Annotated in this window: 15 protein-coding genes; 11 read left to right on the forward strand and 4 right to left on the reverse strand. The window is 61.5% G+C overall.

Annotation, left to right across the window (positions count from 1 at the left end):
• Positions 1–75 precede the first annotated feature (75 nt).
• Positions 76–2,685, reverse strand: coding sequence for a family 78 glycoside hydrolase catalytic domain (locus ACQK2L_RS14150; RefSeq protein ID WP_425397670.1), 2,610 nt, complete (start codon positions 2,683–2,685; stop codon positions 76–78).
• A 337-nt stretch (positions 2,686–3,022) separates the two neighbouring features.
• Positions 3,023–4,471: a histidinol dehydrogenase gene (hisD, locus tag ACQK2L_RS14155; RefSeq protein ID WP_425397671.1), complete on the reverse strand. Its 1,449-nt coding sequence runs from the start codon at positions 4,469–4,471 to the stop codon at positions 3,023–3,025.
• 160 nt (positions 4,472–4,631) lie between these two features.
• Between hisD and ACQK2L_RS14160 the strand changes: the two genes are divergently transcribed.
• The 10 genes from ACQK2L_RS14160 (at position 4,632) to ACQK2L_RS14205 (ending at position 20,842) form a co-directional block, all read left to right on the forward strand.
• On the forward strand, positions 4,632–5,663 hold the full coding sequence (locus tag ACQK2L_RS14160) for a threonine aldolase family protein (RefSeq protein ID WP_425397672.1): 1,032 nt from the start codon (positions 4,632–4,634) through the stop codon (positions 5,661–5,663).
• Positions 5,664–5,671: 8 nt separating this feature from the next.
• Positions 5,672–7,027 (forward strand): hypothetical protein, encoded by a 1,356-nt coding sequence (locus ACQK2L_RS14165; RefSeq protein ID WP_425397673.1) that lies wholly within the window; start codon positions 5,672–5,674, stop codon positions 7,025–7,027.
• Between the two features lie 132 nt (positions 7,028–7,159).
• Entirely contained in the window at positions 7,160–9,037 is a 1,878-nt protein-coding gene (locus ACQK2L_RS14170) for a trypsin-like peptidase domain-containing protein (RefSeq protein WP_425397674.1), read from the forward strand.
• A gap of 296 nt (positions 9,038–9,333) precedes the next feature.
• Complete coding sequence (locus tag ACQK2L_RS14175; protein ID WP_425397675.1) at positions 9,334–10,239, forward strand: sugar phosphate isomerase/epimerase family protein; 906 nt, start codon at positions 9,334–9,336, stop codon at positions 10,237–10,239.
• An 82-nt stretch (positions 10,240–10,321) separates the two neighbouring features.
• Positions 10,322–11,644, forward strand: a complete 1,323-nt coding sequence (locus tag ACQK2L_RS14180) for a Gfo/Idh/MocA family protein (RefSeq protein WP_425397676.1) — start codon at positions 10,322–10,324, stop codon at positions 11,642–11,644.
• A gap of 162 nt (positions 11,645–11,806) precedes the next feature.
• Complete coding sequence (locus tag ACQK2L_RS14185; protein WP_425397677.1) at positions 11,807–12,952, forward strand: formylglycine-generating enzyme family protein; 1,146 nt, start codon at positions 11,807–11,809, stop codon at positions 12,950–12,952.
• A 3-nt stretch (positions 12,953–12,955) separates the two neighbouring features.
• Positions 12,956–14,950 carry a glucosamine-6-phosphate deaminase gene (gene nagB / locus ACQK2L_RS14190; RefSeq protein ID WP_425397678.1) on the forward strand — a complete coding sequence of 665 codons (1,995 nt, stop codon included), beginning with the start codon at positions 12,956–12,958 and terminating at the stop codon, positions 14,948–14,950.
• A gap of 135 nt (positions 14,951–15,085) precedes the next feature.
• Complete coding sequence (locus ACQK2L_RS14195; RefSeq protein WP_425397679.1) at positions 15,086–16,207, forward strand: formylglycine-generating enzyme family protein; 1,122 nt, start codon at positions 15,086–15,088, stop codon at positions 16,205–16,207.
• A gap of 187 nt (positions 16,208–16,394) precedes the next feature.
• On the forward strand, positions 16,395–17,774 hold the full coding sequence (locus ACQK2L_RS14200) for an SWIM zinc finger family protein (protein WP_425397680.1): 1,380 nt from the start codon (positions 16,395–16,397) through the stop codon (positions 17,772–17,774).
• Positions 17,771–20,842, forward strand: a complete 3,072-nt coding sequence (locus tag ACQK2L_RS14205; RefSeq protein ID WP_425397681.1) for a DUF6493 family protein — start codon at positions 17,771–17,773, stop codon at positions 20,840–20,842. Before ACQK2L_RS14200 ends, ACQK2L_RS14205 begins: the two co-directional genes overlap by 4 nt.
• Positions 20,843–20,858: 16 nt before the next feature.
• Here ACQK2L_RS14205 and ACQK2L_RS14210 read toward each other — a convergent pair whose 3' ends face one another.
• Together ACQK2L_RS14210 and ACQK2L_RS14215 are read right to left on the reverse strand one after the other, a co-directional pair.
• Positions 20,859–22,652: a CRTAC1 family protein gene (locus ACQK2L_RS14210; protein WP_425397682.1), complete on the reverse strand. Its 1,794-nt coding sequence runs from the start codon at positions 22,650–22,652 to the stop codon at positions 20,859–20,861.
• A gap of 152 nt (positions 22,653–22,804) precedes the next feature.
• On the reverse strand, positions 22,805–24,880 hold the full coding sequence (locus tag ACQK2L_RS14215) for a hypothetical protein (RefSeq protein ID WP_425397683.1): 2,076 nt from the start codon (positions 24,878–24,880) through the stop codon (positions 22,805–22,807).
• A gap of 154 nt (positions 24,881–25,034) precedes the next feature.
• Here ACQK2L_RS14215 and ACQK2L_RS14220 point away from each other — a divergent pair, with 154 nt between their 5' ends.
• Entirely contained in the window at positions 25,035–26,192 is a 1,158-nt protein-coding gene (locus ACQK2L_RS14220) for a hypothetical protein (protein ID WP_425397684.1), read from the forward strand.
• The last annotated feature ends 33 nt before the right edge of the window (positions 26,193–26,225 follow it).

Raw genomic sequence — 26,225 nt, forward strand, 5'->3', positions numbered from 1 at the left:
GTAGCCGGATTCGCAAGAATTCGGAGGCTATCGCTGCGCAGTCCGAATTCTTGCGAATCCGGCTACGAGGGAACACTATGCGCCGCCCTTATCCAGCTTCACTTCGAACTCATGCTCACCCGGCTTCAGTTCTTGCGACTTGTCGCCGCCCGGTAGGGTGAGCGTGGCGGTGGTGTTGGGCGGCACGACGACTGTGAGTTGAGCCGAATCACCCGACTTGGTCCAGGCGCTCGAGGCGGTACCGAACGGGGTTTCGAGCTCCGCCTTGGCCGAGGTGAGCGGGCCGTCGATCAGCGGTTTGACGATCAGGTGCTTGTAGCCGGGCTGCGCGGGATCGGGCGCGAGGCCGGCTACGCGTTCGTACATCCACTGGCCGATCGCACCGTAGGCGTAGTGGTTGAACGAATTCATGCCGGCGTTGCCGAAGCCGTCGGAGTGGCTGTAGCTGTTCCAGCGTTCCCACATCGTGGTCGCGCCCTGGTTGATGGAGTAGAACCACGAAGGATAGGTCTCCTTCAACAGCAGGTCGTACGCCAAGTCGTGGTAACCTCGCTCATCCAGCACGCTGATCAGATAGGGCGTGCCAAGAAAACCGGTTCGCAAGTGGCCATCGGCCTCTTCAACCAGTCGTACCACGTTCTCTACGGCCGCTTGCTTCTGGTCGTCGGGAATCAAATCGAAAGCGATCGCCAGCAGGTAAGCGGTTTGCGTCTGCGGGGCGTTCTGCAGGTTTCCTTTGCCATCGAAGTAGTGAGCAGCGAAGGCTTTGGCTACCTCGTCGGCTTCGGCGTCGTACTTATCGGCCAGGTCGTCGCGGCCCAGCGTGCGGGCGGCCTTCGCGGTGAGCCGCGCACTGTGGCCGTAGAACGCGGTGCCCAACAGCGGGGCAGGGGTGTCGCCCTGGGTGCGCGGCGAATACGGCTGCAGCCAGTCGCCGAACGCTTCGATCTCGGTCACGAGGCCGTCCTTCGACTTCGAGCGGTAGTAGCCGATCAGCTTCTCCATCATGTCGATGTTCTCGGCCAGAATCTCCTTGTCGCCGGTTCGCACGTAGACTTCCCAGGGAATGATCGTCGCCGCGTCCACCCAACCGGGGCTGCCGCCATGGCCCAAAGCGTCGGGCAGTACGTGTGGAATGGCGCCGTTGGGCAATTGGTCGTCGCGGAGGCTTCGCATCCAAGCTTTCCAGAACGCGTGGCAGTCGTAGTTGAACATCGACGTCGGGCAGAACACCTGCGCGTCGCCGGTCCACCCCATGCGCTCGTCGCGCTGCGGGCAGTCGGTCGGGATGTCGAGGAAGTTGCCCCGCTGGCCCCAGATGATGTTGCTCTGCAACTGGTTGAGCTTGTCGTGCGACGAGGCGAACAATCCGATCTTGGGCAGATCGGTATGCAGCACCACGCCGGTTACCCAATCTTCGCTGGGCTTGGCCCCTTCAGGCAGGCCGGAGAGTTCGACATACCGAAAACCGTGGAACGTGAATTGGGGTTCCCACTCGATGGTGCCGGTCTCGGCGGCTGTATAAGTGTCGGTCGATTTGGCGCCGCGGTAGTTCTCGGTGTACATGGTGCCGTCTTGGTTGAGCATCTCGGCGAAGCGCACCGTGACCGTTTTGCCGGCCTCGACGGGAATCTTCAGGCGCTCCCAGCCCACCATGTTCTGCCCCAGGTCGAACACAAATCGCCCGGGCTCGGGTTCGGTGATCTTCTGCGTGGCAACCAGCTCCGTTTGGCGAACCGGCGCGAACGGCTTGGGCGCGAGCTTCGCGTCGTTCAGATCTTCCACGGCGACCTGTTCCCAACCGCTGACCTCGCGGCGGGCGTCGTAGATTTCGCCGTCGTAGATGCTGGAGAAAGTGATCGGCCCGTGCCACGTGCCCTGCCATTGGTCGTCGGACACGATCGTGGCGGTCGAACCGTCTTCGAGCGTTACTTCCAGTTGCAACAAAAGCTCGGGAAGCTGCCCGTAGATCCCACGGTCCTTCTTGCCCATCAACTGCCCCGCGTACCACCCGCAGCCGAGCGACGCGGCGAACTTGTTCTCTCCCTTGGCGAGTTGGTCGGTCACATCGTAGGTGAGGATGTCGATCCGATTGTTGTACGAGGTCCAACCGTTGGCGAAGTACTCCTGGCCCACCTTCTTGCCGTTGAGCGCGAGATCGAACATCCCGCGAGCAGTAACGTACAGCCGCGCTTGCTTCACGCCAGCGGGGAGGTCGAACGATCGTTGGAGCCAGGCCACCGGCTCGCGCACGTCGGGCTTGTCCTGCGAGGGACGAATCCACTTCGCCTGCCAATCTTCCTTCGACAACAGCCCCATCTCGAACGTGGCCACCTCGCTCCATCGGCTCTCGTCGCCCGCAGCATCGCGGTAGCGCACACGCCACTCGACTTCGTCGCGCGACTCAAAAGGCTTACCTCCGTAAGGCACCAGCGTCGACTGGTCCGACTCGACCCAACCGCTGTCCCAAGTCTCGCCATCGCTGGTGACTTCGAGCTGGTAGGCCGTCTGTCGCTCGACGCCGACGGGCAGCTTCCACGAAAACGTGGGCGACGCGTCGTAGAAGCCCAGCGGGTTCGTAAAGCCTTCGGAAACGGTGAGCGAATGGGCGGGCTCAGCGGCAGTGGCCGAGCTAAGGCTTGCGGTGAGGATAATCGTGGCGATCAGCGAAGTTAACTTTGTCATGACTCTATGTTGCTCCTACGGGGAGGATTTCGATAACACTGACAGAACCAAGCATAGCTGGACCACGCTCTGCTTGCCATAAGCACGTACTATGGCCGCCCCGGCCGTAGCAACTGTGTCATTCCGAAAGGAGGCTCGCCGACTGAGGAATCTACGTGGCCGAGACACTGAGCATGGCGAGCTTGGGGGCATGGTGCTCAGAACTCCCCAAATGTGTAAGGTGTGAAGTGCAAAGCAAAGTAGATTTCTCGGTCGTGGAACTCCCTTCGAAATGACACCAAAGGCCACTGGCTACGTCTCGGCGCTACGGCCGAGGCGGCCATAGTACGAATGAGCGTTACTTCACGCGGCGGGAAACGCTCGCTGCGTGGGCCGTCAGGCCCTCCTTGTTGGCCATCAGCAGCACGTCGTCGGCCACGCTTTGCAGGTTGGCCTCGGTGTAACTAATCACGCTATTAGTCCGCAGGAAGTCGTTGCTCGACAAGCCGCTGGCGAAGCGGGCGGTTGCGCCGGTCGGCAGCACGTGGCTCGGGCCGGCCGCGTAGTCGCCCACCGCTACCGGTGCGTGCGGCCCGAGGAACACCGCCCCGGCCGCGCGGATGCGATCGAGCATTTCCTCTGGCTCGCTGCAAGTGATGTGCAAGTGCTCGGTAGCCAGCGTGTCCGCCAGCTCCGCCGCTTCCGTGCGGTCGCGAACCAGGATGAGCGCGCCGAATTCGTCGAGCGATTGTCGCGTCAAATCGCTGCGCGACAACTCTGCCAACTGCGATTCGACCTCGCGATCGACTTCGTCGATCAAAGGAGCGTGCCAGGTGATCATCACACTCGAGCCGGGCGAGTGCTCGGCTTGAGCCAACAGGTCCGCGGCGGTCCACTCGGCGTTGGTTGTTTCGTCGGCGATCACAATCACCTCGCTCGGCCCGGCGATCGAGTCGATGTCGACGTCGCCAAACACGTGCTTCTTCGCCAGCGCGACAAACAAGTTGCCCGGCCCCACAATCTTGTCGACCTTACCAATCACTCCCTCCCCCTCAGGGGGAGGGCCGGGGTGGGGGTCTGTAGAAGGCGACGACGCAGTGCCTTTGTTCTGCCCCTCCCCTAACCCCTCCCTGGAACGGGGAGGGGAACTAATGCCATACGCCAGCGCCGCCACCGCCTGCGCGCCGCCCATGCGGTAGACTTCGCGGATGCCCAATTCGTGACACGTCGCCAACAGGTCCTGGTTGTAGCTGCCAAACGGAGTGGGCGGGGCGACTACCGCTAGCTGCTTCACGCCGGCTGCCTGAGCGGGCAGGGCGGTCATCAGCACGGTGGAAGGATACGCCGCCGCGCCGCCAGGGATGCACAGCCCGGCCCGTTCGATGGGCAGGTACCGCTGCCGCAGCCAGCCACCGGCAGCCAATTCGACCGTAGTGTCGCTGTGCAGGATCTCGGTCTGGAACTTCAGCACGTTCTCGCGAATCCGGCGAATGCACGCCAGAAACTCCGCATCAGCCGCCTGATGCGCGGCTTCGAGTTCTTCCTGCGGCACACGAATCGTCTCGGCGGTCAGTTCCGCCCCATCGAGCTTGGCGGTGTACTCGAGCACTGCGTCGAGCCCGCGCTCGCGAACGTCGCGGCAGATGCGATCGACCACTTCCACCGGCGTGAGTGGCTCGCCGAACACCTCCATGGTTTTCTTGCGGCCCGCTTCGCTCACCACGTCGCCGCTGGCAGGGGCGAGCTTCTGGCGAAGTGAATCAATCTGCCGACGAGCGTCGGGCTGGGAAGTGTCGATGCGGAGCATTTTTTGGGGGCTAGGGGCTAGAGGCTGGAGACTAGGGGCTGTGAGCTTGCCGCTCGATCGTCCGCCCAATCTGTCTGACAAACACCGGTGAGAACCTTATGATACACGCTTGCGATCCCCCGACCCCAGCCCCCAGTCTCTAGCCCCTCGCCCCTCACCGATGATCGATCTCCGCAGCGATACCGTAACTCAGCCCACGCCCGAGATGCGCCAGGCGATGGCCCAGGCAGAGGTGGGCGACGACGTTTTGGGCGAGGACCCCACCGTGCTGCGGCTCGAGCAGCATGTGGCTGAGATGCTCGGCAAAGAGGCCGCCTTGTTCGTCCCCAGCGGCACCATGGGCAACCAGCTCGGCGTGCGGGTGCATTGCCGGCCGGGCGACGAATTCCTCTGCGAATCGCAGTGCCACATCTACCACTACGAGCAGGCGGCCTACGCCCAGTTGTTCGGCATCGCCACGCAGCCGATCGAAACGCCGCACGGGTTGCCGAGCATCGAGCAGCTCAAACCCCGCGTCCGCGGCAGCGACTTTCATCACGCCCGGACTAAGCTGCTGTGCTTGGAAAACACCCACAACCGCCACGGCGGTGTGGTGCTCGACTACGACGCCTTGGCCGAGTTGTGCGCGTGGTCGGCCGAGGCGGGCCTCGCCCGACACCTGGACGGCGCGCGACTGTGGAACGCCTGCGCCGCGACGGGCCGCTCGCCGGCCGAGTGGGCGCAGCACTTTGACACTCTGAGCGTGTGCTTCTCCAAGGGGCTCGGCGCGCCGGTCGGTTCGGCGCTGGCGGGACCGCAAGCGCTCGTCGACGAGGCCCGCCGCGTCCGCAAGGCGCTCGGCGGCGGTACACGGCAAATGGGCATCCTGGCCGCCGGCGCGCTGCACGCGCTGGAGCACCACTTCCCGACCATGGCCGACGATCACGCCAAGGCCGACGCCCTCCGCGCAGCAATCGCCGACGCCCCGCACCTCGAGGTCGAACAACCGGGGCCGCAGCTGACCAACCTGATCTTCTTTCACGTCGACCCCGAGTGGGGCACCGCCGCAGAGTTCGCCCACCGCGCCCGCGAGCAAGGCGTGGCCATGTTCGACCTCGACCCCACACGCGTCCGCGCGGTGGTGCATCGCGATCTGACGATGGACGACGTTCACCAGGCCGGCGAGATCCTGCAGCGAATCGCACGAGGGTAACCTGGCGGATGAAGTGGTGGCCGAAATTCTCGATCGTCGACTTGCTATGGCTCACGGTGGCCGTGGCGCTCGGGTTTGCGATTACCGGTACACCAGAGGCAACCTCGATTGGAAACCCATTCAACGGGCTTATCTCGGATACGCGCTGGCCCGATGGATTGCAGGCGATCGGTAGTTGGCTGTTGTTGTTTGCACTCGTGCAGCACGGTCGCCGATTGATGCAAATGTCGACAACGGTGGCTCACGATCCGTCTGGACTTCGTTGGCGCATCTGCGTCTGTTTCCTGCTTGCGTTGGCGCTCGGATTGTTGTCGGTCTTGCGGCTACTGTTCACTCGCGAACTCATCAGCGAGCCCAACCACGAGGACACGTTTCAGGTCTGGAACGCCCTGTGGCCCAACATACTGCTTTCAATTGCAGTGCTTGTATCGCTACGCATGTTCCTGGTGATCCGACTCGATCGCCTGTCCGGAACCTGGTGGCGACGTATGGTCGATTTGCTCATGGTCGGCATCTTGCTGCTATTCACGATTTGGATGCTCACGGACCGGACAACAATCACGATGCTCGTTCACGTTGCTATTAGCGGGATCGAAGCGTATCACCCTAGTTGGCTGCAGCGACAGGGTGTGTTCCCGAATCACGTCATGGAGGGGTACTGGTCGTTCTGGGTTTCAACCATCGCCGCGATATTCGCTTTGGTGGGCGTACTTTTGCTTGCGTACGATAGACATATTGGGTCCGCCAGATGGAAGCGGAGGGCCCGGGTGTTGTTTTGGGTACTCGTGGCGTCGCTTGCTGTGTTCGCATGGTGGTTTACGTACCGCGAATTCCCACGTATCAATCCCGACATGGCAAGCGTACCCACGCCACGACTGTGGAGCGACACGTTGGCTGGTGCGATCCTATTGGGTGGATTGGCTATATACTTGGCGTTGGACTGCGCTCGAGAGCGCGACACATACCTCGACTGTCAGGTTGAGGTGCCCATGGGAGGCTTGCTCGTCGCGGCGGGAGCCGTTTTTGTAGCTGTCGCAGAGGTCTGGTCGCTTGTTGAAAGTGTCCGGGCAGTGGGCTCGCTAGCGGACGTTTTCGGGGGCGTCGGAGGGCCAATGTACCTCTTGGAGACCTTCGGCGAGATGCTCTGCTGGCCCGAGACATTGCTACCGCTGCTGGTACTCGCGTCGGCCCTGGCGCTTTTGCGGCAATCAATCCGCCGCGCGAATGCCACCAAGGTGATCTTCCCCATTTCCCCCCGGCGGTTTGGTTACTTTGCCCTAGCCTGGGCCGCGCTCCTGGCGGTGGCAGTGCCTGCTTTTTGGGCATTTGCCATGTGCTATTGGCTCGGACCGCTGGTACTCTGAGGTGCCAGGCTCGATTGTCCGGATTCCCGAAGATATACCGGCTAGCGTTTGTAGAATCTTCATTTGATTGTTACGTGCCGAGTTGCTCTAATAGCCAAGTCGATTTCTCGTTAGCCTGGGGGCCCATTCGTCATGCATTTCGACTACTTTTCCACTCAAATTCGCTTTCGTGGTTTGCTGGGTGCGTTGGCCTTGGCGGCCATCGTCGCCTCGCAGGTTCGCGCTGAGGAAGCGGTGGAAGTGTATCAAAAGGTGCACCCCTCGGTCGTCTCGTTGTTCAACGTCGAAGGCAACGGCACCGGCGTGATCATCGATGGCTCGGGGCTGATTCTCACCAACGCCCACGTGGTCGCCTCGCCACTGCCGATGCACTGCACGGTCGACATCGTGAGCAGCAGTGGCGAAGTCCAAGACACCGTCACATTCAAGAAGGTACAGCTGGTCGGCCTGCATCCGACGAAGGACTTGGCTGTGGTGCGGATCGATCCCACCGAGCATGATGTGAACCTGACCGTGGCCGGCGTGCTGAAGTCGAAGGCCATGCCGGGACAACGCGTGTACGCCATCGGCAATCCAGCGGCCGGCGGCACCGTGCTGAACAAGACCATCACCTCGGGTCTGTTGAGTGGTGTCGACCGAGAAATGGAAGGCGTGAAGTACTACCAGGTCGACGCGGCCATCAACCCGGGTAACTCCGGCGGCCCGCTAGTGAACAAGGATGGCAAGGTCCTGGGGATCGTGACGCTCAAATTTATGGACGTGGAGAACGTGGGCTTCGCCATCCCGATCCACGACCTGGAAGCCAAAGAGTTCGAATCGCCCAACAAGCGGAAGTCGAATCCCAAAGCGGCCCGCGAGGCACTGGTCATGGCGGAGCACATGGTGGCCAAGGCTAACCAAGTGGCGAAGGCCAAAGGCTCGGATCACGAAGAAGTCATTCTGCTGCGTGCTTACGCTGCTTACTGCTTCCATTCGGCACTGGCCGAGGACATGAGCAACCCGACCGTTTACTACAACTGCGGCATGCTGCTGCGAACGCTGGAGGAACCGGAGATTGCGGGCGCCTACCTGCTGCACTCGATCGAGATGAATCCCTGGTCCAGCGAGGACGGTCGGTCGTACCGCGAACTTGGTCTGTGCCTGGCAATGCAGGACAAGTTCGACGACGCCAAGGCGGTGTGGAACGAAGGCATTGCCAAGTACCCCACCAAGAGCGTTCACTGCCGTGAGGACTTGGCGATCGCTTGCGCCAGGAAGGGCGAGTTCTTCGATGCGGCCACGCAGACCGCAGTGCTGGTGCACCAGAACAACTCGACCAGCCGGATGGACGTGGTTCGCAAGCTGCAACAGAATTGCGTGGCTCGGCTGCGAGGTACGCAACGCAGGGATTACGACCGCGAGGCGGCAGACGTGAAGTCGACGCTGGAGAAAGCCGCAACCAGCGCCCGAAAGGCGAAGCGGGACAAGACCGCAGCGATGACCAAGGAGTTCGATCGCTTTCTCAAGACCCATGGCAATCTGGTGCCACCTTCGAACGAGCCACTAAGGTTCGTGCTTGGCAATGGCGGCATCCAGAGGCACACGGTGGCTCATTCCGGTCCTCGCCCCGCCTCGACACAAGATGAAAAGGCGGCCGAGTCGATGCTCAACATGGCGAAGCGTTACGCTGATTCGGGGCGCAACACCCAAGCCAAGAAGTGGTACCAGAAAGTGGTCGACGGCTACCCGCGCACCAAAGCGGCCACCGACGCCCGCACCGCGCTCGGGCTGCCCGAGCCGCCTCCGCCCGCGCCCCCCACACCCGCCGCGGCCCCCAGTACGACGTCGCCCGCGGTTGCCGGCGAGTACCGCACTTGGTCGGACACGACGGGCAAGTTCCGCATCGACGCCCGCTTCGTCGATGCCGCAGGCGGTCAGGTCCGCCTGGAAACCAAACAGGGCCGACTTCTCTCGGTGCCCATCGAGAAGCTTAGCGGCTTCGACAAGGCTTGGCTTGAAGAGCACAAGTGAGAACCCGGGCGGTTCGGTGGTCTCATATCGGATATTTGACGCACTTTTCTAGGAATCGGTCTGCGCATTCCCGCGAAACTGCGTGCCCGGGGTGACGGGTATGCCGAAAAATCGCCTCGGCTAGCTGCCAACATTTGCAATTCTGCCGACCCTAGGCGAGAATGCCCAACAACGTTCGTTGTTGCCTGCTTTTTTGGTGACAGTTCAGCACGGTTAGGCACTCTTATTAGGTAGGCCTTGCCGAGTGCAACAACGAATCCCGCCTTTACTATTGCCAAAATTACAGGAAGGTAGCCGTGGAATACCATCAGGGCGGTATCGAGCGACGGCAGTTTATCCTCTCCACCGCCGGCGTCATCGCAGCCAATGTCGCTGCGCCCTCGCTATCGCTGGCCCAGGATACCGCTGAGGCGGCCGCCAATCGCGGTCGAATCTTCAAGTCGGTGAAGTGGGGCATGATCGGCGACGGGGGCTCGGTGCTCGAGAAGTTCGAGTTGTGCAAAGAGCTCGGCTACGACGGCATGGAACTCACCGCTCCCTCGCGGCACAACCTCGACGAGGTACTGGCCGCTTCGGCCGCCACTGGCATGCCGGTTCACGGCACCGTGGGTCAGAAGCATTGGGGCGTGAGGCTGTCCTCGCCCGACGCTGCGGTGCGGGAAGAAGGCCGCCAGGACTTGCTCACCGGGCTGGCCGACACCAAGGCCTACGGCGGCGACTCCATCCTGCTGGTTCCTGGCAAGGTAACCGGCGAAGGCGAAACACACGACGACGTCTGGCAGCGTTCCATCGAGCAAATCCGATTGGTGCTGCCCACGGCCTCGAAGCTGGGCGTGCGAGTGCTGATCGAGAACGTATGGAACGGCTTCTGCGAAACGCCCGAGCAACTGCGCGACTACATCGACGAGATCGACAGCCCATGGGTGGGCGTGTACTTCGACATCGGCAACGTGCGGAAGTTCAGTCCCAGCGAGAACTGGGTTGAAGTGCTAGGCCCGCGGATTGTGAAACTCGACGTGAAAGACTGGGGTAAGTCCAACGGGTTCTGCAAGATCGGCGACGGCGACGTCGACTGGGCCGCGGTTCGTGCGGCACTTGCCGAGACCGGATTCACCGGCTGGTGCACAGCGGAAGTGAGAGGGGGAGGTCGCGAGCGGCTGGCCGACATTGCCGCCCGCATGAATCGAGTTTTGGATTTGTAGGCGCATGAGACGTTCTCGGCGGTTTCTTGTAACGTTTCGCAAGTGCGTTGACATAGACATATAACCAAGGAGTTGATTGATTATGTCCGACCAAACACCCAAACAGGCTGCGGATTCGCGCCGCGACTTCCTCAAACACTCGGCCGTGGCCGGTTCGACGCTTGCGGCGATGAGCGTGCCGCAGTACGTGCATGCCGCTGGCGCCGACGAGACGATCCGCGTGGGTCTGGTGGGTTGCGGCGGTCGCGGAACGCAGGCGGCCGAGCAAGCTCTCAAGGCCGAGCCGAACGCCCGACTGGTGGCCATGGGCGACGCTTTCCTCGACCGGGCGAAGTACTCGCGCGACGAGCTGGCCGCCAAGCGTTCGGTCCGCGATCAAGTGAACGTGCCGGACGAGATGGTGTTTGCCGACTTCGACAACTTCAAGCACGTGACCGACGCAGTGGACGTGGTGCTGCTGGCCACGCCGCCCCACTTCCGCCCCGAGCACTTCCGCTACGCGGTGGAGCAGGGCAAGCACTGCTTCGTCGAGAAGCCCGTGGCGGTCGATGCGCCCGGCGTGCGGCACGTGATGGAGAGCTGCCAGATGGCCGAAGAGAAAGGCCTGAGCGTGGTCTCCGGCCTGTGCTGGCGATACGCTCCCCCAGTGCGAGCCGTGATGCAGCAGATTCTCGAAGAAGGCCTGATCGGCGACGTCGTGGCGGTCGAGTCGCACTACAACTCTGGCGAACTCTGGCATCGTGGCGACAAGTCGGATTGGAGCCGCATGGAGTACCAGATGCGCAACTGGCTGTACTACACGTGGCTGTCGGGCGATCACATCGCCGAGCAAGCGATCCACAGCCTCGACAAGTGCGCCTGGCTGTTCGGCGACGCCGCACCTACACAGGTGATGTCGATCGGCGGCCGCCAGCAACGCACCGCCGAGAAATACGGCAACGTGTACGATCACTTCACCGTGTTCTACGATTTCCCCTCCGGCCAGAAGGCGTTCTTCACTTGCCGCCAGCAAGATGGCTGCAGCAAGGTGGTGAACGAGCGTGTGCTCGGCACCAAAGGTCAGGCCTCGATTCTCGACGGCCACTTCATCGTCGATGGCAACGGCAAAGAGATCTGGCGATACAAAGGCCCGAAGCCCAACATGTGGCAGCAGGAGCACATCGAGATGTTCCAGGCCTTGCGCGACGGCAAGGTGATCAACAACGGCCACTACATGTGCAACAGCACGATGATGTCCGTCGCCGGCCGCATGGCGGGCTACACCGGCCAGACACTCGACTGGGAAACCTGCCTGAACGACACCGAGCGATTGGGCCCCGCCGAATACGCCTGGACCGACGTGCCCGAGCCCCCCGTAGCCATGCCCGGCCGCACCAAACTGGCCGGCACCGTGGCCCAAGGCTAAGCCGTAGTCGACGGGCGGTGTCGACGGCGACAGGGGCCGGCTTTCCGGGAATTGTTCCCCCCAATCGGCGACCCGTTGCAGCTGCCCGTTTGCGCGAAAGCAACAGTTTCCAACGGATTAAAAGCCTCCCACCCCTTGTACGCTTGGGTTACGATAGAAGACATGAAGAACATTGTTCCTTGGTGCGTGCTCACTGCCGCGCTGCTGGCTAGCGGTTTATCGAAAGCCGCCCCCGCAACGCCTGGACTGGTCGACGAGCGTCCAGCCAAGGGCCACTACGTGGAGACCGACCGCGGTTTCATGGTGCCGTATCGCTCGACGATTCCGGGTACCGACGTGTCGTTCGAAATGGTCCCCGTGCCGGGCGGCGATTACCAGATGACTCGACACGGCAAGACGTTCACCGTGAAGATCGAACCGTTTTGGATGGGCAAAACCGAGGTTAGCTGGGCGGAGTACCAGAAGTACATGGACCTGACGACCGCGTTCGCCAAGTTCGACGACCAGGGCATTCGACAGATCGACAACAGTAACGAGGTCGACGCGATTACCTCGCCATCGAAGCTGTACGAGCCGAGCTTCACGTTCGCCTCGGGCGACGATCCCGACCAGCCGGCCGTGTCGATGACCCAGTACGCGGCCAAGCAGTACACCAAGTGGCTAAGCCTCACCACCGGACAGTTCTTCCGCCTGCCGAGCGAAGCAGAATGGGAGTACGCCTGCGGTGCGGGGAGTGCGGAAAACTTCAGCTTCGGCTCCGAGCTGGACGGGCTGGATGAATATGGTTGGTTTATCGACAACTGCGACTACGAGCTCGGAACCGTGGCCGAGAAGAAGCCCAACGCGTGGGGCTTGTTCGACATGCACGGCAACGCCGCTGAGTGGGTTTTGGACGCCTACGAGGAAATGGACGACGACCCCGAAGACGGCAGCACCGTGACCGTGGAAGAGTCGATCGCCTGGCCCGTGGAACTTTATCCCCGCGTGCTGAAAGGTGGCTCGTGGCAGCATGAAGCCGAAGAGTGCACCACCGCGAGCCGGTGGGCGAGCGACGACGACGAGTGGCGGATCAACGATCCCAACTCGCCACTGAGTCCGTGGTGGTTTGCCAGCGACGAAGGCCAGCAGGTGGGCTTCCGCCTGCTACGCCCACTGGTGGACGCACCGCGCAAAGAAAAAGAAAAGTATTGGCAGGCGGACGCCCCGCGCATCATGGCGCATGCCAATCGCCGCATTGACGAAGAAGGCAAGGGCGAGCGCGGCATCGCCGATCCTGAATTGCCAAAAGCCATCGAGAAACTGGATTGAGCCATGAGTAGCGTTTCAAACATTCCCCCTTCAAAATTCTCGGAGTCCGGCCGCACCATGCGTTACGACAATGCGCCGCTGGACGAAGTGGAGCACATCCCTTGCCGCGTATTCCGCCACGCCACGCAGGCCAGCCAGGCCGTGGCGCAGCAAATCGCCGCGCTGATTCGCACCCGCGAAGGCGAGGGCCGGCCCTGTGTACTTGGTCTGGCAACCGGAAGCACGCCAGTTGGTGTGTACAACGCGCTAGTGGAGATGCATCGCGAGGAAGGACTGTCGTTCCGCAACGTGGTGACGTTCAACCTCGACGAGTACTTCCCCATGCAGCCGCACGAGCTGCAGAGCTACGTCCGCTTCATGCGCGAGCACCTGTTCGACCATGTCGACATCGACCCGGCGAACGTCCACATCCCCGACGGCACGCTCGACGAGGCCGACATCGAGGACTACTGCCGCCGGTACGAGCAGGCGATCCAGGACGTCGGTGGCCTCGACCTGCAACTTCTGGGCATCGGCCGCACCGGGCACATCGGCTTTAACGAGCCGGGCTCGGGACGCAACAGCCGCACCCGCCTGATCACGCTCGATCGCATGACGCGCCGCGACGCAGCCAGCGACTTTTTCGGCGACGAGAACGTTCCCCGCCGCGCGATCACGATGGGCGTCGGCACGATTCTCGACGCTCGCCAGGTGGTGATCATGGCCTTTGGCGAAGGCAAAGCCCGCATCACCGCCGAAGCCATCGAAGGCGAGGTCTCCAGCCTGGTGGCCGCCAGCTTCTTGCAGGATCACCCCAGCGCCCAGTTCTTCATCGACGAAGCGGCTGCCGAGTCGCTCACCCGCCGCCGCGCTCCATGGACGCTGGGCAAGGTAAAGTGGGACGAGACCCAAACTCGCAAGGCGGTTATCTGGCTCGCCCAGCAAGTCAAGAAGCCGATCCTCAAGCTCACCGAGGAAGATTACAACGAAGAGAGCTTGCAGGAACTGGTCGCCACCCGCGGCAGTGCCTACGAGATCAACCTGCAGGTGTTCCGCGATCTGCAAAGCACCATCACCGGCTGGCCCGGCGGCAAACCGAGTCACCAGAAGCAGCCGGGCGATCGCTCGCGGGCGCTGGAGCACATTTTCCCCAAGCGGGTGCTGGTGTTCTCGCCCCACCCGGACGACGATGTGATTTCGATGGGCGGCACGCTCATCCGCCTGGTCGATCAAGGCCACCAGGTGCACGTCGCCTACCAGACCTCCGGCAACATCGCAGTGTTCGACGACGACGCAATTCGCTTCGCCGAATTCGCGGCCGAGTACAACCGCCACTTTGGCATCGACCCGGACCGCACCGCGGAACTCGACTCGCACATCGACGAGTTCGTCAAAAACAAGCAGCCCGGCCAGGTCGACAGTCCCGAAGTGCAGTTCATCAAGGGTTTGATCCGCAGGACCGAGGCCCGCGCGGCCACTCGCTCGTGCGGCGTGCCGGCCGAGCAGTTGCACTTCATGGACATGCCGTTCTACGAAACGGGTCGCGTGCGGAAGAAGCCGCTGGGCGAGGAGGACATCCAGATCACGATGGACCTGCTGAACGAAGTGCAGCCGCACCAGATCTACTGCGCCGGCGACCTGTCCGACCCGCACGGCACGCACCGCACCTGCCTGAGCGCAGTGTTGAACGCCTGCAACCGCCTGAAGGACGAAGCGTGGTATCAGGAAAGCGAAGTCTGGCTGTACCGCGGCGCCTGGCAGGAATGGGGCCCGCACCAGGTGGAGATGTCGGTACCGCTCAGTCCGCAAGAACTGATGCGGAAGCGGGCGGCCATCTTCAAGCACGAGTCGCAGAAGGACAAGGCCCTGTTCCCCGGCCCTGACCCCCGCGAATTCTGGCAACGCGCCGAAGATCGCAACCACGCCACGGCCCAGTTGTTCGACGCACTCGGCCTGGCCGAGTACGAAGCCATCGAAGGTTTCGTCCGGTGGAAGGGCGACATGGACAGCGTGCTGTAAGGCAACTTCGCTGCTACAATCCAAAAGCTCGAACTAGCCCCGATCAAGCTTGGTCGGGGCTAGTTCGCGATTGGTCACAAACCGAGGGAGGACCAGATGGGACGTGGTTGGTTTGTTAGTTTAGCTGCGTGCTTCATGTTACAGCCGCTTCTTCCGTGCCAAGCGGACGAGAATTCTTCGACGCTGGGCATCGTTGCCGAGCGTCCCACCGAAGGCCGCTTCGTCGAGCACAACGGCCGCTTCCTGGTGCCCTACACCACAAATATCCCCGGCACCGAGATCAAGTTCACGATGATCCCCGTCCCGCCGGGAAAGCTGAAGGTCGAGGGGGAGGTGACGTACTACGTCGAACTGCCGCCGTTTTGGATTGGCAAGACGGAGGTTACCTGGGCGGAGTACCGCGAGTACATGTCGCTTGACAAAGCCTTCCCTCGGATTGCCCGGCTGCACCTTCGCAAGATCACCGAAGAAAACAAGATCGACGCGATCACCGCGCCTTCGATGCTTTATGAGCCCGATTTTACGCACGAGGTTGGAGAGCGCGGTGATCAGCCGGCTGTATCGATGCGGCAATACGCGGCGAAGCAATACACCAAGTGGCTCAGCTTGATTTCCGGCGAGTTCTATCGACTGCCAAGTGAGGCCGAATGGACTTATGCCGCCAGAGCCGGTGCGACGACACGGTACTGCTTCGGCGATGACGAAAGCAAGCTCGACGAGTACGCCTGGTACGCCGACAACACCGAGGACACGTGGCAAACAGGATCCGTGGGTACCAAAGCTCCCAATCGCTGGGGTATCCACGACATGCATGGCAACGTTGCCGAGTGGGTGCTCGATGGAGATAGTGGCAAACTCCCCACCGTAAAACCCGACGAGCAGATCTCGGTGGAGAAATCTATCCGCTGGCCCACCAATGTATTTGGGCGAAAGGTAATGGGTGGAGGCCTGTGGGACGAGGCGGCCGATTGCACTTGCACCAGTTTTCATTTGTCGAAACTCTTATGGCTTGCAAACGATCCTGATGTTCCTGCCAGTCCAGGGTGGCTCTGCTACGACGAGGGATTGCAGGTCGGTTTTCGGATTGTCCGACCATATAAGGCGCCGCAGCGGACGGAACGAGAACGCTACTGGGAGCCCCAAGTCGCAAAGATCAAGAACGACGTCGCCCTGCAACTGCAGAACTACCGTATGCACAAAGGAATAGCCGACCCGATGCTGCCCCGCATGATCAAGCAGCTCCCTGAGGAAGACTAGGTAGGTCACGGACGCAGTGTTGTCTTCCCCGACCAGGCTTGGTCGGGGCTAGTTCTCTACGGTCCTTGCATCTGCGTGGTGGTTAAACCTTAACTTTCCTCGCAGCCACTCCGCCTGTTTGCCCCGCGAGCCAACTTCCGTCAGAATACGCCTACGCTGCTTTTCCATTCATGGGAGGATGTAGGCCATGGCTGCCACGGCGACTGCGCTCGATTTTACATACAAGTACGCCTATCCGTCGGAGGTGGGTGAACTGGACGACGGTTTTGGGTTGCAGCTAGCCACCTGTGGGGCGAAGCACGAGCAGCCGTATTTCTTTCATGGCACGCTCCGCAGCCCGCGGGAGATGGGCGAGATGCTGTTGGTGCTGTCGGACGTGGTGCGGACGCACTTCTTTCTGCCGCGGCCGCCGATGACAGATCCCGTGGTGACCGGCAGCGAGTCGATGCTGCGGTTCGAGGGATTCAGCGGCTGCTGCGGCGTGTACGCCCGGGTGGATTTGCCGGCCGAGGCGTTCGACAGCGAGATTCAGGGCCGCGGCACCACGAACGTCGACTTCAACCAGCCGATGCGCTCGGCGCTCGCCCGGCTCCGCGATCACGACGACGCCAAACTGGCGGTGGGAAAGGAAGGCGTCGAGTTGACCAAGGACGACACCCGCGTGGTGGAGAAGAAGGTCAAACTGCCGATTCGTTGGATCAAAGGCTTCAGCGAAGTGCAGGCGTATCAGCCTAATATGACGATCAAGCTCGAAGCGCCGGCCGCCGAGGCGCGGAAGTTCATTCGCAGCATGCCCAAGAGCGCCGCGCCGAAGCAACCGTCGTTCGTCACCATGACCGGCCGCGCGCTGCGACTGAGCCAGCGCGAGGGGCGCGGAGCGGTGAAGTTCGCCGGCACGCACCGCGTGAAGATCCTCGAGCCGCTGCTCAGCTCCGCCAAGTCGCTCCGCGTGTGGGGCGACGACGAGACCGGTGTCACCGGTTGGGAAGTGCTGCTGAAGAGCGGCCGGTTCTTCCTGATGCTCAGCCCCGAAGTCTACCGTGGCTTCTCCGGCGAGGGCCAAGTGCTTTCGCAACTGGCCAGCAGCCAGTGGCAGGACGCGCTACCGCGCGTGCAGGCGGCTCTCGAGTGGCAAGCATCGCTCGACGCCGATACGCTTTCGGAAGACCTGAACTTCCCCCGCGGCGAAGTCGAAGCGGCGCTGGCGGTGCTCGGCGCGCGGGGCCTGGCGGGGTTCGACGCCAATCGTGGAGCGTACTTCCACCGCGAGTTGCCGTTCGACCTGGACCGCGTCGAACAACTGCAACCACGACTCAAGAACGCCCGCAAGCTGGTCGAAGCAGGCAAGCTCCGCGTGCTCGCCGAGGCCAAAGGTCTGGCCTCCGGCGAGGCCGACATCGAAGTCGCCGGCACCGACGTGATGCACACCGTGCGACTCCGCAACACCGGCGACAAATGCACCTGTCCGTGGTTCAGCAAGTACCAGGGGCAACGAGGACCGTGTAAACATATCCTGGCGGCTCGTTTATTAACCGACGGCGAAGAAGGGGAGGGCGAGGAGGCATGACGAAGGAAGAACTCGAGAAGTCCATAAATCTGGGCGCTAGACACGCCATTGCCGATGGATTTGCTAACGTTTCCGAGGGGGAGCGCAAGAAGTCCTCAACGTACGTTGGAAAGATCCTTGCTGAGTTGGAACGACTGAATCGGACCCAGAATTCGCTCACGGATGCCGCTCTTAAGAAGGCGAGCAACGAACTGAAGTCGCTTGTCAATTCGTGTGAAGGCGGAAGGGGCCTTCCAAAAAAGCTGTCTGCCGCACACGTTGCCGCACTTGCGGTATGTCCGATCTCCGTCACTAAAAAAATCTCAGTAGGTGGGACTGACATCCGAGGTAAGATAGCCCCTTCACTTCAAGTGCTAATGGATCGGCGCCCAAGTTGGATAGACGAGTGGCTGCAAGAACGCCTGCCAGACGGATGGCAACAAATAAGTTGGAAAGAGTACCGCATTCTCTATGAGTCAGGCGCATGCCCAAAGCCAGACTCGGATGATTACTATCGATTGTTCGCCGATGCTCTGGCGGGTTACTCCGCACGGTATAATCTCGACGGTACCAAACTACACGAAGTGCTCTCAAAGGATGACGAACTTCGGAACGATGTCTGGAAGTTGTTCGAAGTCGAGACCGAGGCTTTCATTACCGAATCGTATGCTTGGGAAGGCAAGGAATTTGAGTCCTGGCCGGAGGCAATCTGCAAACTTGCCGACAACAGTCTGCTGGACCGCGATCGTTTGCTCGATAGTTCGCTGAACAGCCTGACCATGGACTTCAAGCAGAATATGATTTCGGGGGTTGCGAAGTTCCATGATCAGTTGCTCGAAAACGACGAGCAGCGGTCCGCCCGCCAAGCAAAGTACCTCGAACTGCTGAATGCCAAGGTGAGCTTGGTCGTAACCTTCGCCCTCAAACAGCTCAAAGCCGTCGATAAAGCGAAAAAGCTCGACGATCGGGCGTTCGTCGCAGGAGCCGGCTCGGCGTTTAGCGCACCGACCAAGAGCCCGGCAAAGTCGACGCTCACGCTGCTCAAGAAGATTGGCAAACGCTCGCCCGAATTGCAGCCGCGAATCGCCGAGATGCTCATCGAATCCGCCTTGCGCCACCCGGCCGACGACATCGTGACCGGGGCCATAGACCTGATGGTCCAGTGGCCTGAGGCCATGAGCAACGCAGCCGCCGAATCTTTGGCAGGCACACTGCCTGACTTGCCGGCCGCCGTGCAGGCGAAAGCTCGCGAGCTGTTGTCGTCGGCCGATGTCGAGGTAGACATCGAAGAGACGGTCGACACGCAGGAAGTGGCCGAGCAACTGCAGCAACTCAAGAGCGACGCCAACGAACTTGGCGAGCCGTGGCGCTCACTCGCCGGCGTGGGCGATGCGCTGGCGGCCATCGATCTGGAAGCCTGGCCCGGACCGCTGGAGTTCTCGCCGCTGGAAGTGCCAGTGCTCACCGGCGTCGAGCCAATCATGCCAATCGAAACGCAGGACGAACTGTTCGATGTCGTGGCCCACGCGGTGGAAGAGGTCACGAACCCAGCTGACTTCGACCGCATCATCGACGCCATCTGCCGCCTGGGGCGGGAGGAGACTCCGGAGTTCGAACGACTGGCCGCGCCGGTGTTGAAACGAATTTGCGACCGACCCTACGACGAAGCCGGCAGGTGTTTGTTCATCGGGGGTCGTACACCAGTTGGCATGGTAAAACTACTTGAGTGGTGGTTGACTGGCAAAACGAACGTTCTGTTCGAAAACAAGCAAACGCAGAGCAGCAATTGGTGGGTCGCCTCGGAAACCCTGACCAACATGCATAGCTGGATCAATTTACATTTTAAGGCCACCCTCGACCGACTAGCGAGTGGCCACACGGGGCCGCTTTTGTCGGCTCAGACGCACACAGGCGGTTGGATCGATCCGTTGGTACTCGTCGAGCGCTGGAAGGAATTGCAAGAGGCTGGCGCACCACTGCTGGAGACCGACCTTTCGCTGGCGCTATTGCGACTCGCGCCCGACAACCGACCGCCGGCGTTGGAGCAAGCAGCGGCGTTCAACCACTCGTGGGCCGATGCGCTGCGCTGGGCACTGGGCGACGGTGATGCACTCAAAGGCTACCAGTCGGACTGCGACATGGTGTGGGTGTCGGCCGCCAACGCTCGTGGCGATGAGGCGTCGTTCGAGGCGCTCGCCGCCGCAGGCATGAAAACGGTTGGTCCCGCCGTGTCCGAGCGACCGAAGCACTCTTGGGAGGCACGGATTCACACTTGGGAGTCTCGTTACCATCCTGGCGAGGTGTTGAAGAGCAATAAGTTGGACCTGTCGCTCCAACCACAACTGCCCGGCGAGCGGTACCCGTCGGTTCTGCTCCACGATAACAAGACGAAGCGATACGGTTGCGAAGCGAGGTGGATGATCGCGGTGCTTGCGAGCATGCATCCCAGCGACGCATCGGGGCAAATAGCCGCAGGCTGCCACAAGCTCATGGAACGGTTCGACGACGACGGTTCGACCTACGAGCCAAACTATCCCTACATCGATCTGCTATTTGCCGAGGATCGGCCGATGGACGAACTCGCCTGCCTGATGCTCACCATCGGGCTGGCGGGGCGCGATCAAGACGTACGGGGGCTGGCCATCGATGCGGCCATCGAGAGCATCGCCGACGGGCGGTTGCACCCGGCCGTGTGGGGCCCGGTGCTCTCCAGGCTCAACGAGCCGGGATGGCTGAAGCTCAATCGGTTCGGACCCAACCTGGCCGAAGTGGCGAGGGTCGGACCGCTGCATACTTGGGTGGTGCGGCAGTCGGTCGATGCGCTAGTGGCCGCCTACGAAAAAATGCCGCGGGACGCGACGCACCTGTTGGAACTGTTCAACGAGCTGATCGTCCAAATGGGCGGAGCCGCATCGCCGGAAGCCGCCGCGGTGCTCGCCAAAGTGAAAGGTAGCAGCAAGACCGCCAAACTAGCCAAAGCCATCCTTGCCTGCGACGCGCTCGAGTCACCAGCGGCCCAGCAGGGTCGATTGGAGCTACTAGACCGCCGAATTGCGCGCGGTCAACGCTGGGAGGGCGGTGACATCTGATCCACGCGCACGCGCCTCAACCAGTTGTGGTGCGACGAAACCAACAGTAGCCCAGCACGGCCACAGATAAGATCGTAGCCGCTGCCGGCTCGGGGACGTTGGTCCGCTGGGTAGCCGCTGTGGACGCGGACGTGCCCCCAAAGTTGGCTTTCCACACCGCGTAGTCTTCCACGTCCACAACGCCTGGCGTCGTCGTTTCGTTGGGCATGGAAACAGAACTGCCCAACAAGTTGCGCCACACGACGTAGTCTGCCAGGTTCACCGTGCCATCGTCGTTGAAGTCGCCCGCCAAAGTTGGATCGTAGGTCACAGCGAGGTACTGATCGACCGGCACGTTCAGCAGATACTGAACGGCGCCGTCTGACCAAACAATCTTCAGCTCGTCGACTACCTCCACGTCGCCCAAGCCGAAATGGACCGGTAGATCACTCTGATTGAAGGTGCCAGCGTTGGTGTTGGCCTCGCGTCGTAGCGTCCGCTGTTCAGGCCCGCCGGTGTCCAGCGTGGCGTACAGCGACGAGCCCAACCCGGTTGTATTGTAGCTGGGACCGTTGAGTTCGACCTGCAGCCAGTGGTTGCCGTTCTCCGTGGCGTTGCTCAGAAACACCCGCTCGTCATAGCCGTTGCCGGTGGTAGCGATCAGGTCCATGTCGCCATCGCGATCGATGTCGGCCCAGGGGCTGTCGTAGGAGCCTTCGTTCCCCGCAGCAAGCCCTTCGGCATTCGTCACGTCGGTGAATTGCCAGTTGCCATCATTGCGATAGAGCTTGCGTGCCTGATTGCCATCGGCAGGCAGGTGATCGTGAATGAAAAGATCGAGGTCACCGTCGTTGTCGTAGTCCACCGCTCGCCCACCACCCAGATCGCCACCAACGTCGGACAGCAGCGGTTGCCCCGTGAGAGTATCAACGTCGGTAAACTGATTCCCACCGTCGTTGCGGTAAATCTTGGTAGGCTGCTTATCGGCGCCCACGACGATCAGATCTAGGTCGCCATCGTCGTCGAAGTCCATGAACTCCGCCCCATAGCTGTTGCGATAGTTCTGAGTGCCATTGGTATCGGCGATGTCGATGAAGCTTAGCGACCCAGTCTGAGCAAGCTGATTTTCGTAGAAGTTGTTGCGAACATTGTTGTCGCCGCGGCAGGTGGAGATGTAGACATCCAAGTCGCCATCTCCATCGGTGTCGCCAATGGCCATGCCGTAGCCTTTGTAGCCAAGATCTTCCTGGAAACCGACAGCCGAGCCGACAGGCGTAAAGTTGCTACCGGGGCCTTGCAGGTAGATCTCGTGCTTCTGGGGGCCTTCCATGCCGAGCACGAGATCAAGGTCGAGATCGTTGTCGATGTCGGCCCAAGCGACATTCTGGTGAAAGCCCGCGTCGTTGAGTCCGGTTGCTACACTCGCGTTGCTAAAACCGCTCGCACCAGCATTAAGAAGAAAGTCGCCAGTAGCGGCGCCCAAGTTGCTCTGCCCAACGAATACATCGACCAAGCCATCGCCGTTAACATCAGCCCAGGCGGAACTCCACGAGGATCCCAGCCCGGTGGGTAGCAAGCTGCTCGCGTCGGTGAACCCTAGTCCGGCGCCGCCGATCAACCCGTTGCGATACAGCTTTTGAGCGCCTAGTGCGCCTTGGAAGAAAAGATCGAGGTCACCGTCGTTGTCGATGTCCGCGAGCGAGGCGCTGCGAGCATTGAGGTCCACGCCCAGCACGGTCCCACCAAAGTCGGAAAACGTCTGGGCGGCTCCTGATGGACAGAAGACGAGGCCGCACACAGCGGCGGCACTAACGATGACTCGGCGAAGCATGAGTGGGAACAACTTGGCAAGTGGCGGGACGGGCAAGCTGCCATCCTATCACCGCGCCAGCCCATACGGCAACGATTTTTTGGGCCTTGGCTCGAGTAACGAAAATAGCCCCGAGCAAGCTCGCTCGGGGCTATTTGTTGCTACGAGTAACTCTAGCGTCGTCGCGCGACCAGGATACCCAGCATCGAGAGTACGCACAGCGCGACGCTCGTTGGCTCCGGAATCGCAGCGGCGACAAAGGGTTCGGCGTTGGACAGCACCAACCCGAGGTTCGAATTCCAAATGTTGTAGTCATCGGTGGAAGCAAGGTTGTCGCCGTTACCGTCGGCGAGGCCTGTTTCGCTGCCCAGGTTGTTTCGCCAGAACGTGTAGTCGGCCAGGCTCACCACTCCATCGGCGTTGAAGTCGCCTACCGAGCGGCCATCGTAATTGGCCAGCAGCACTTGATGGTCATGCTCGCCAATCTCTCCGTCGCCGTCGAAGTCGCCGTACATCCAATAGGTGTCGTCGGCCGGCGGGGGCGAGGCCATGCTGGCCAGCACCGTGGCCACGTCGTTTCGGTCGACATCACCATCGAAGTCGGTATCGCCTGGTCGCGTGTTGCGATGCATCACGGCGCGCCAAGCTTCGATCACGCCATCGGGGTTGCGGCCGACGCCCACGATGGTGGTGCCGTCGTCGGAGATGGCCGTGGCTTCGTTCAGCCGCCAACCTTCAAAGTCGAGCCCAAAGTCGCCCGCCAACACCCGGGCCAGGGGTCGCATACCGTGGTGGGCGTCCCAAATGAAGGGCACCTTGATCCGCCCAAAGCCATCGGCGTCGCCTTCGAGCCATGCCGAGGAGTTCGTCGCGTCGGTCGACACCAGATACGCCTGGCCGACGATCGTGCCGGTTTCGGACGAGACGTCGACCGCTTCGGAGCCTACAAACTCAGGCCCCGGCGGCATGCGGAACTGCCTGAGGTCCTGCCATCCATCCTCTTCGGTCCACATCACCGCTTGCGTGAAGGGGTACTGCGTGATGGGATCGACGTTCAGATCCCACTCGAGCTTATCAACGCCGACGACCACCTCGCCATCGGCCGAGATAGCATTGGCGGTTGTCTTCTGGCGCGGCGGGGGGTAGATGGCCGGGAAGAACCGCGCCGGATTGCCTATTCCCTGCATGCCATGTTCCTCCGTCCACAGGAACGGCTGTGCGTGGTCGATATGAATCGCGTCCGTCGTCTGGTAAGGACTGCGAAACGCGTTGCCTGCAATCACACGGCCATTGGCGGTGACGTCGACCGCTTCACTGGACGAGTCCGACTCGTACTCTGGCAGGGTGCCGAGGTCCTGAATGCCGGTCTCGTCGGTGTAGCGGAACGCACGCTGAAAGTACCCGGGAGGCACCGGAGCAAACGAAGGCGGGTAGAAGTCGTCGACGCCCACCACTACGCGACCATTGCGCGAAGTGGCCCGCGCTTCGCTCGTGGCGTATCCTTCGTGCAAGTTGCCGAGCCCCTGCATACCTCCGCCGAGCGACCAGCGGAAGGCCTCTTCGTTCTGGATGTTGTAGTCGTCCCTCGAGGCCGAAACGCCCACCACGTAATTGCCTTCGGCCGAAACGCCGAGCCCTTTGCTCGTGCCACCCTCGCCGCCGGGTAGCAGTCCAAGTGGAATCATGCCGGTCGACTTCGACCACGCAAATGCCTGGCTGGAGACCTGGTTGGTGAGTACGTTGCTGGTAGTTCTGCCCGTCACCACTTGCCCGTTGGCCGATACGTCGTAGGCGGCGCTCGAAGCCCCGTGCCCCAGACTGCCGAGCCCATGGAACTCGCCCCGCGGCGGTGGATAGATCCAGCCCAGGAAGTCGGGCCCGCTCACTAGTTCTCGAATGCTGCGGTCGGCGGGATCGACCGAGTAGATTGAGCCCATGATTTCGTTCACGTCCGCAAACAGCGGCCCAAACTCTTCGGTAAGCGTCCACGGAGTGAGCGCGTCGCCGGTGCCGACATTCAAGTCGGGAGCGGAGACGGAAAAGTGTAGCTGGCCATTCACCACGCTGTGCGAAATGGCATCCGGCGCGCCGGTGTCGATCCAGGTTCCTTCCAGCGTTACCGCGCCGATGCCCCCCAGTCCGGGTGGCGAGACGCTGACCGAATCGACCCACCAGGGCAGTTCTATTGCGAGCGCCGAAGTTCCACTAGTAGCAACCAGCATCAACGCTGCAAGAGTGCGAGCGATCATCAGATACATCCCCTGCATTAGGATGGCAGTAGCCCCTGCAACGGCCGATTGTAGCAGGTGCAGTAAGTGGGTCAAGGTTGTTTGCCCGCGCGGCTCCGCGCTGTGATAGAATTCATTTTGTCTTCACGCTTCCACTCTTGCAGCGAACGCCAGCATGCATGCCCACCGATCGTTTAAAGCTTACAGTGTCCTACTGATCCTGCTGGTACTGGCGTCGATAGCAGTCGGTTACTGGGTAGTCCGGCGCGGCGACTCGGATCGCATCGAGTGGCCTCCGCTAAAGAACGCCAGCGAGGTAGCAGGAACCACCATCGTACCAACACTCGATACACCGCTTGAAGACGCCGGCAACGCCATCTGGTGCGCGACGTTTCAAGTGGCGTGGAATCTTGCCTGCGACGACGTCGTAGGGGGACCGCTCGAAGTTGCCGGCGCCGAGTCGGTCGCCCAGCGTCTGAACGACTCGCCGGTCACTAAAGCGGTACTGCCGCCGGGCAGTTACTACGCGATGGCCGGCGCGCCGGAGGATGGTGCGGTTGAAGAAATTCACGCAGAGATGGCCGAGAAGTTTCCCGGTGTCGAGCCGCCGACATTCGAAGGCGCGCAAGGACTCGTGGCGTACGCCTACTTGAAAGTGGCCGCCGAGTTCACCACTCCGTTCGAGGATCGCCGGCGTCCGATCGAGTTTATCGACGGGGCCGGACAAAAAACGCCCGTCGAAGGATTCAGCCTTTATCACGGGCACGACCACGGCATCACCTACGATCAGCTAGAGCAAATCAAAGTGCTGTTCCGCGAAACCAGCCAGGACCCTGAGTCGCGTCACCTGGAGACCTTTGCGATCGATCTGACTGCCGACCAGGACGACACGCAGGTGATCGTGGCCGTGTTGCCACACGCCGATAACCTGCAAGCGGTGCTCGACAACTTGGAGCAGCGCACTAGCGATTACGAAGGAGCTACAGAGATTCGCGACGGCGACACGCTGGGCGTACCCAACGTGCTGTTCAATCTGCAGGAAACCTTCAATCAATTAACGGGAGAGGACAGGTTGATCGAAAACTCCACGAAGCTCCAAGGGTTGTTCATCGACCAGGCGTGGCAAATGATTCGCTTCAGCCTCGACAAGAGCGGCGCGATCGTCGAATCGGAAGCAGTTCTGAAGGCGGCCACTGCCGCGGCTCCTATGCAAGAGCGATTCTACGACTACATCGCCGACCGCCCGTTCCTGGTGGTGATGAAACGCCGCAGCGAGAAGTATCCCTACTTCGCCGCATGGTTTGGGAATGCGGAGTTGCTGGAAGCAAGGTAAGCGAGAGATGTGCTGCTCAGCGTGCGGCACCCC

It is taken from the genome of Aeoliella sp., assembly GCF_965227375.1.
In the GTDB taxonomy this organism is placed as follows: domain Bacteria; phylum Planctomycetota; class Planctomycetia; order Pirellulales; family Lacipirellulaceae; genus Aeoliella.

What these genes read in the sequence shown, in the direction of transcription:
- ACQK2L_RS14150 (WP_425397670.1), bottom strand. Translation starts at nt 2,685, where the DNA reads ATGACAAAGTTAACTTCGCTGATCGCCACGATTATCCTCACCGCAAGC.
- hisD (WP_425397671.1), bottom strand. Translation starts at nt 4,471, where the DNA reads ATGCTCCGCATCGACACTTCCCAGCCCGACGCTCGTCGGCAGATTGAT.
- ACQK2L_RS14160 (WP_425397672.1), top strand. Translation starts at nt 4,632, where the DNA reads ATGATCGATCTCCGCAGCGATACCGTAACTCAGCCCACGCCCGAGATG.
- ACQK2L_RS14165 (WP_425397673.1), top strand. Translation starts at nt 5,672, where the DNA reads ATGAAGTGGTGGCCGAAATTCTCGATCGTCGACTTGCTATGGCTCACG.
- ACQK2L_RS14170 (WP_425397674.1), top strand. Translation starts at nt 7,160, where the DNA reads ATGCATTTCGACTACTTTTCCACTCAAATTCGCTTTCGTGGTTTGCTG.
- ACQK2L_RS14180 (WP_425397676.1), top strand. Translation starts at nt 10,322, where the DNA reads ATGTCCGACCAAACACCCAAACAGGCTGCGGATTCGCGCCGCGACTTC.
- ACQK2L_RS14185 (WP_425397677.1), top strand. Translation starts at nt 11,807, where the DNA reads ATGAAGAACATTGTTCCTTGGTGCGTGCTCACTGCCGCGCTGCTGGCT.
- nagB (WP_425397678.1), top strand. Translation starts at nt 12,956, where the DNA reads ATGAGTAGCGTTTCAAACATTCCCCCTTCAAAATTCTCGGAGTCCGGC.
- ACQK2L_RS14195 (WP_425397679.1), top strand. Translation starts at nt 15,086, where the DNA reads ATGTTACAGCCGCTTCTTCCGTGCCAAGCGGACGAGAATTCTTCGACG.
- ACQK2L_RS14200 (WP_425397680.1), top strand. Translation starts at nt 16,395, where the DNA reads ATGGCTGCCACGGCGACTGCGCTCGATTTTACATACAAGTACGCCTAT.
- ACQK2L_RS14205 (WP_425397681.1), top strand. Translation starts at nt 17,771, where the DNA reads ATGACGAAGGAAGAACTCGAGAAGTCCATAAATCTGGGCGCTAGACAC.
- ACQK2L_RS14210 (WP_425397682.1), bottom strand. Translation starts at nt 22,652, where the DNA reads ATGCTTCGCCGAGTCATCGTTAGTGCCGCCGCTGTGTGCGGCCTCGTC.
- ACQK2L_RS14215 (WP_425397683.1), bottom strand. Translation starts at nt 24,880, where the DNA reads ATGATCGCTCGCACTCTTGCAGCGTTGATGCTGGTTGCTACTAGTGGA.
- ACQK2L_RS14220 (WP_425397684.1), top strand. Translation starts at nt 25,035, where the DNA reads ATGCATGCCCACCGATCGTTTAAAGCTTACAGTGTCCTACTGATCCTG.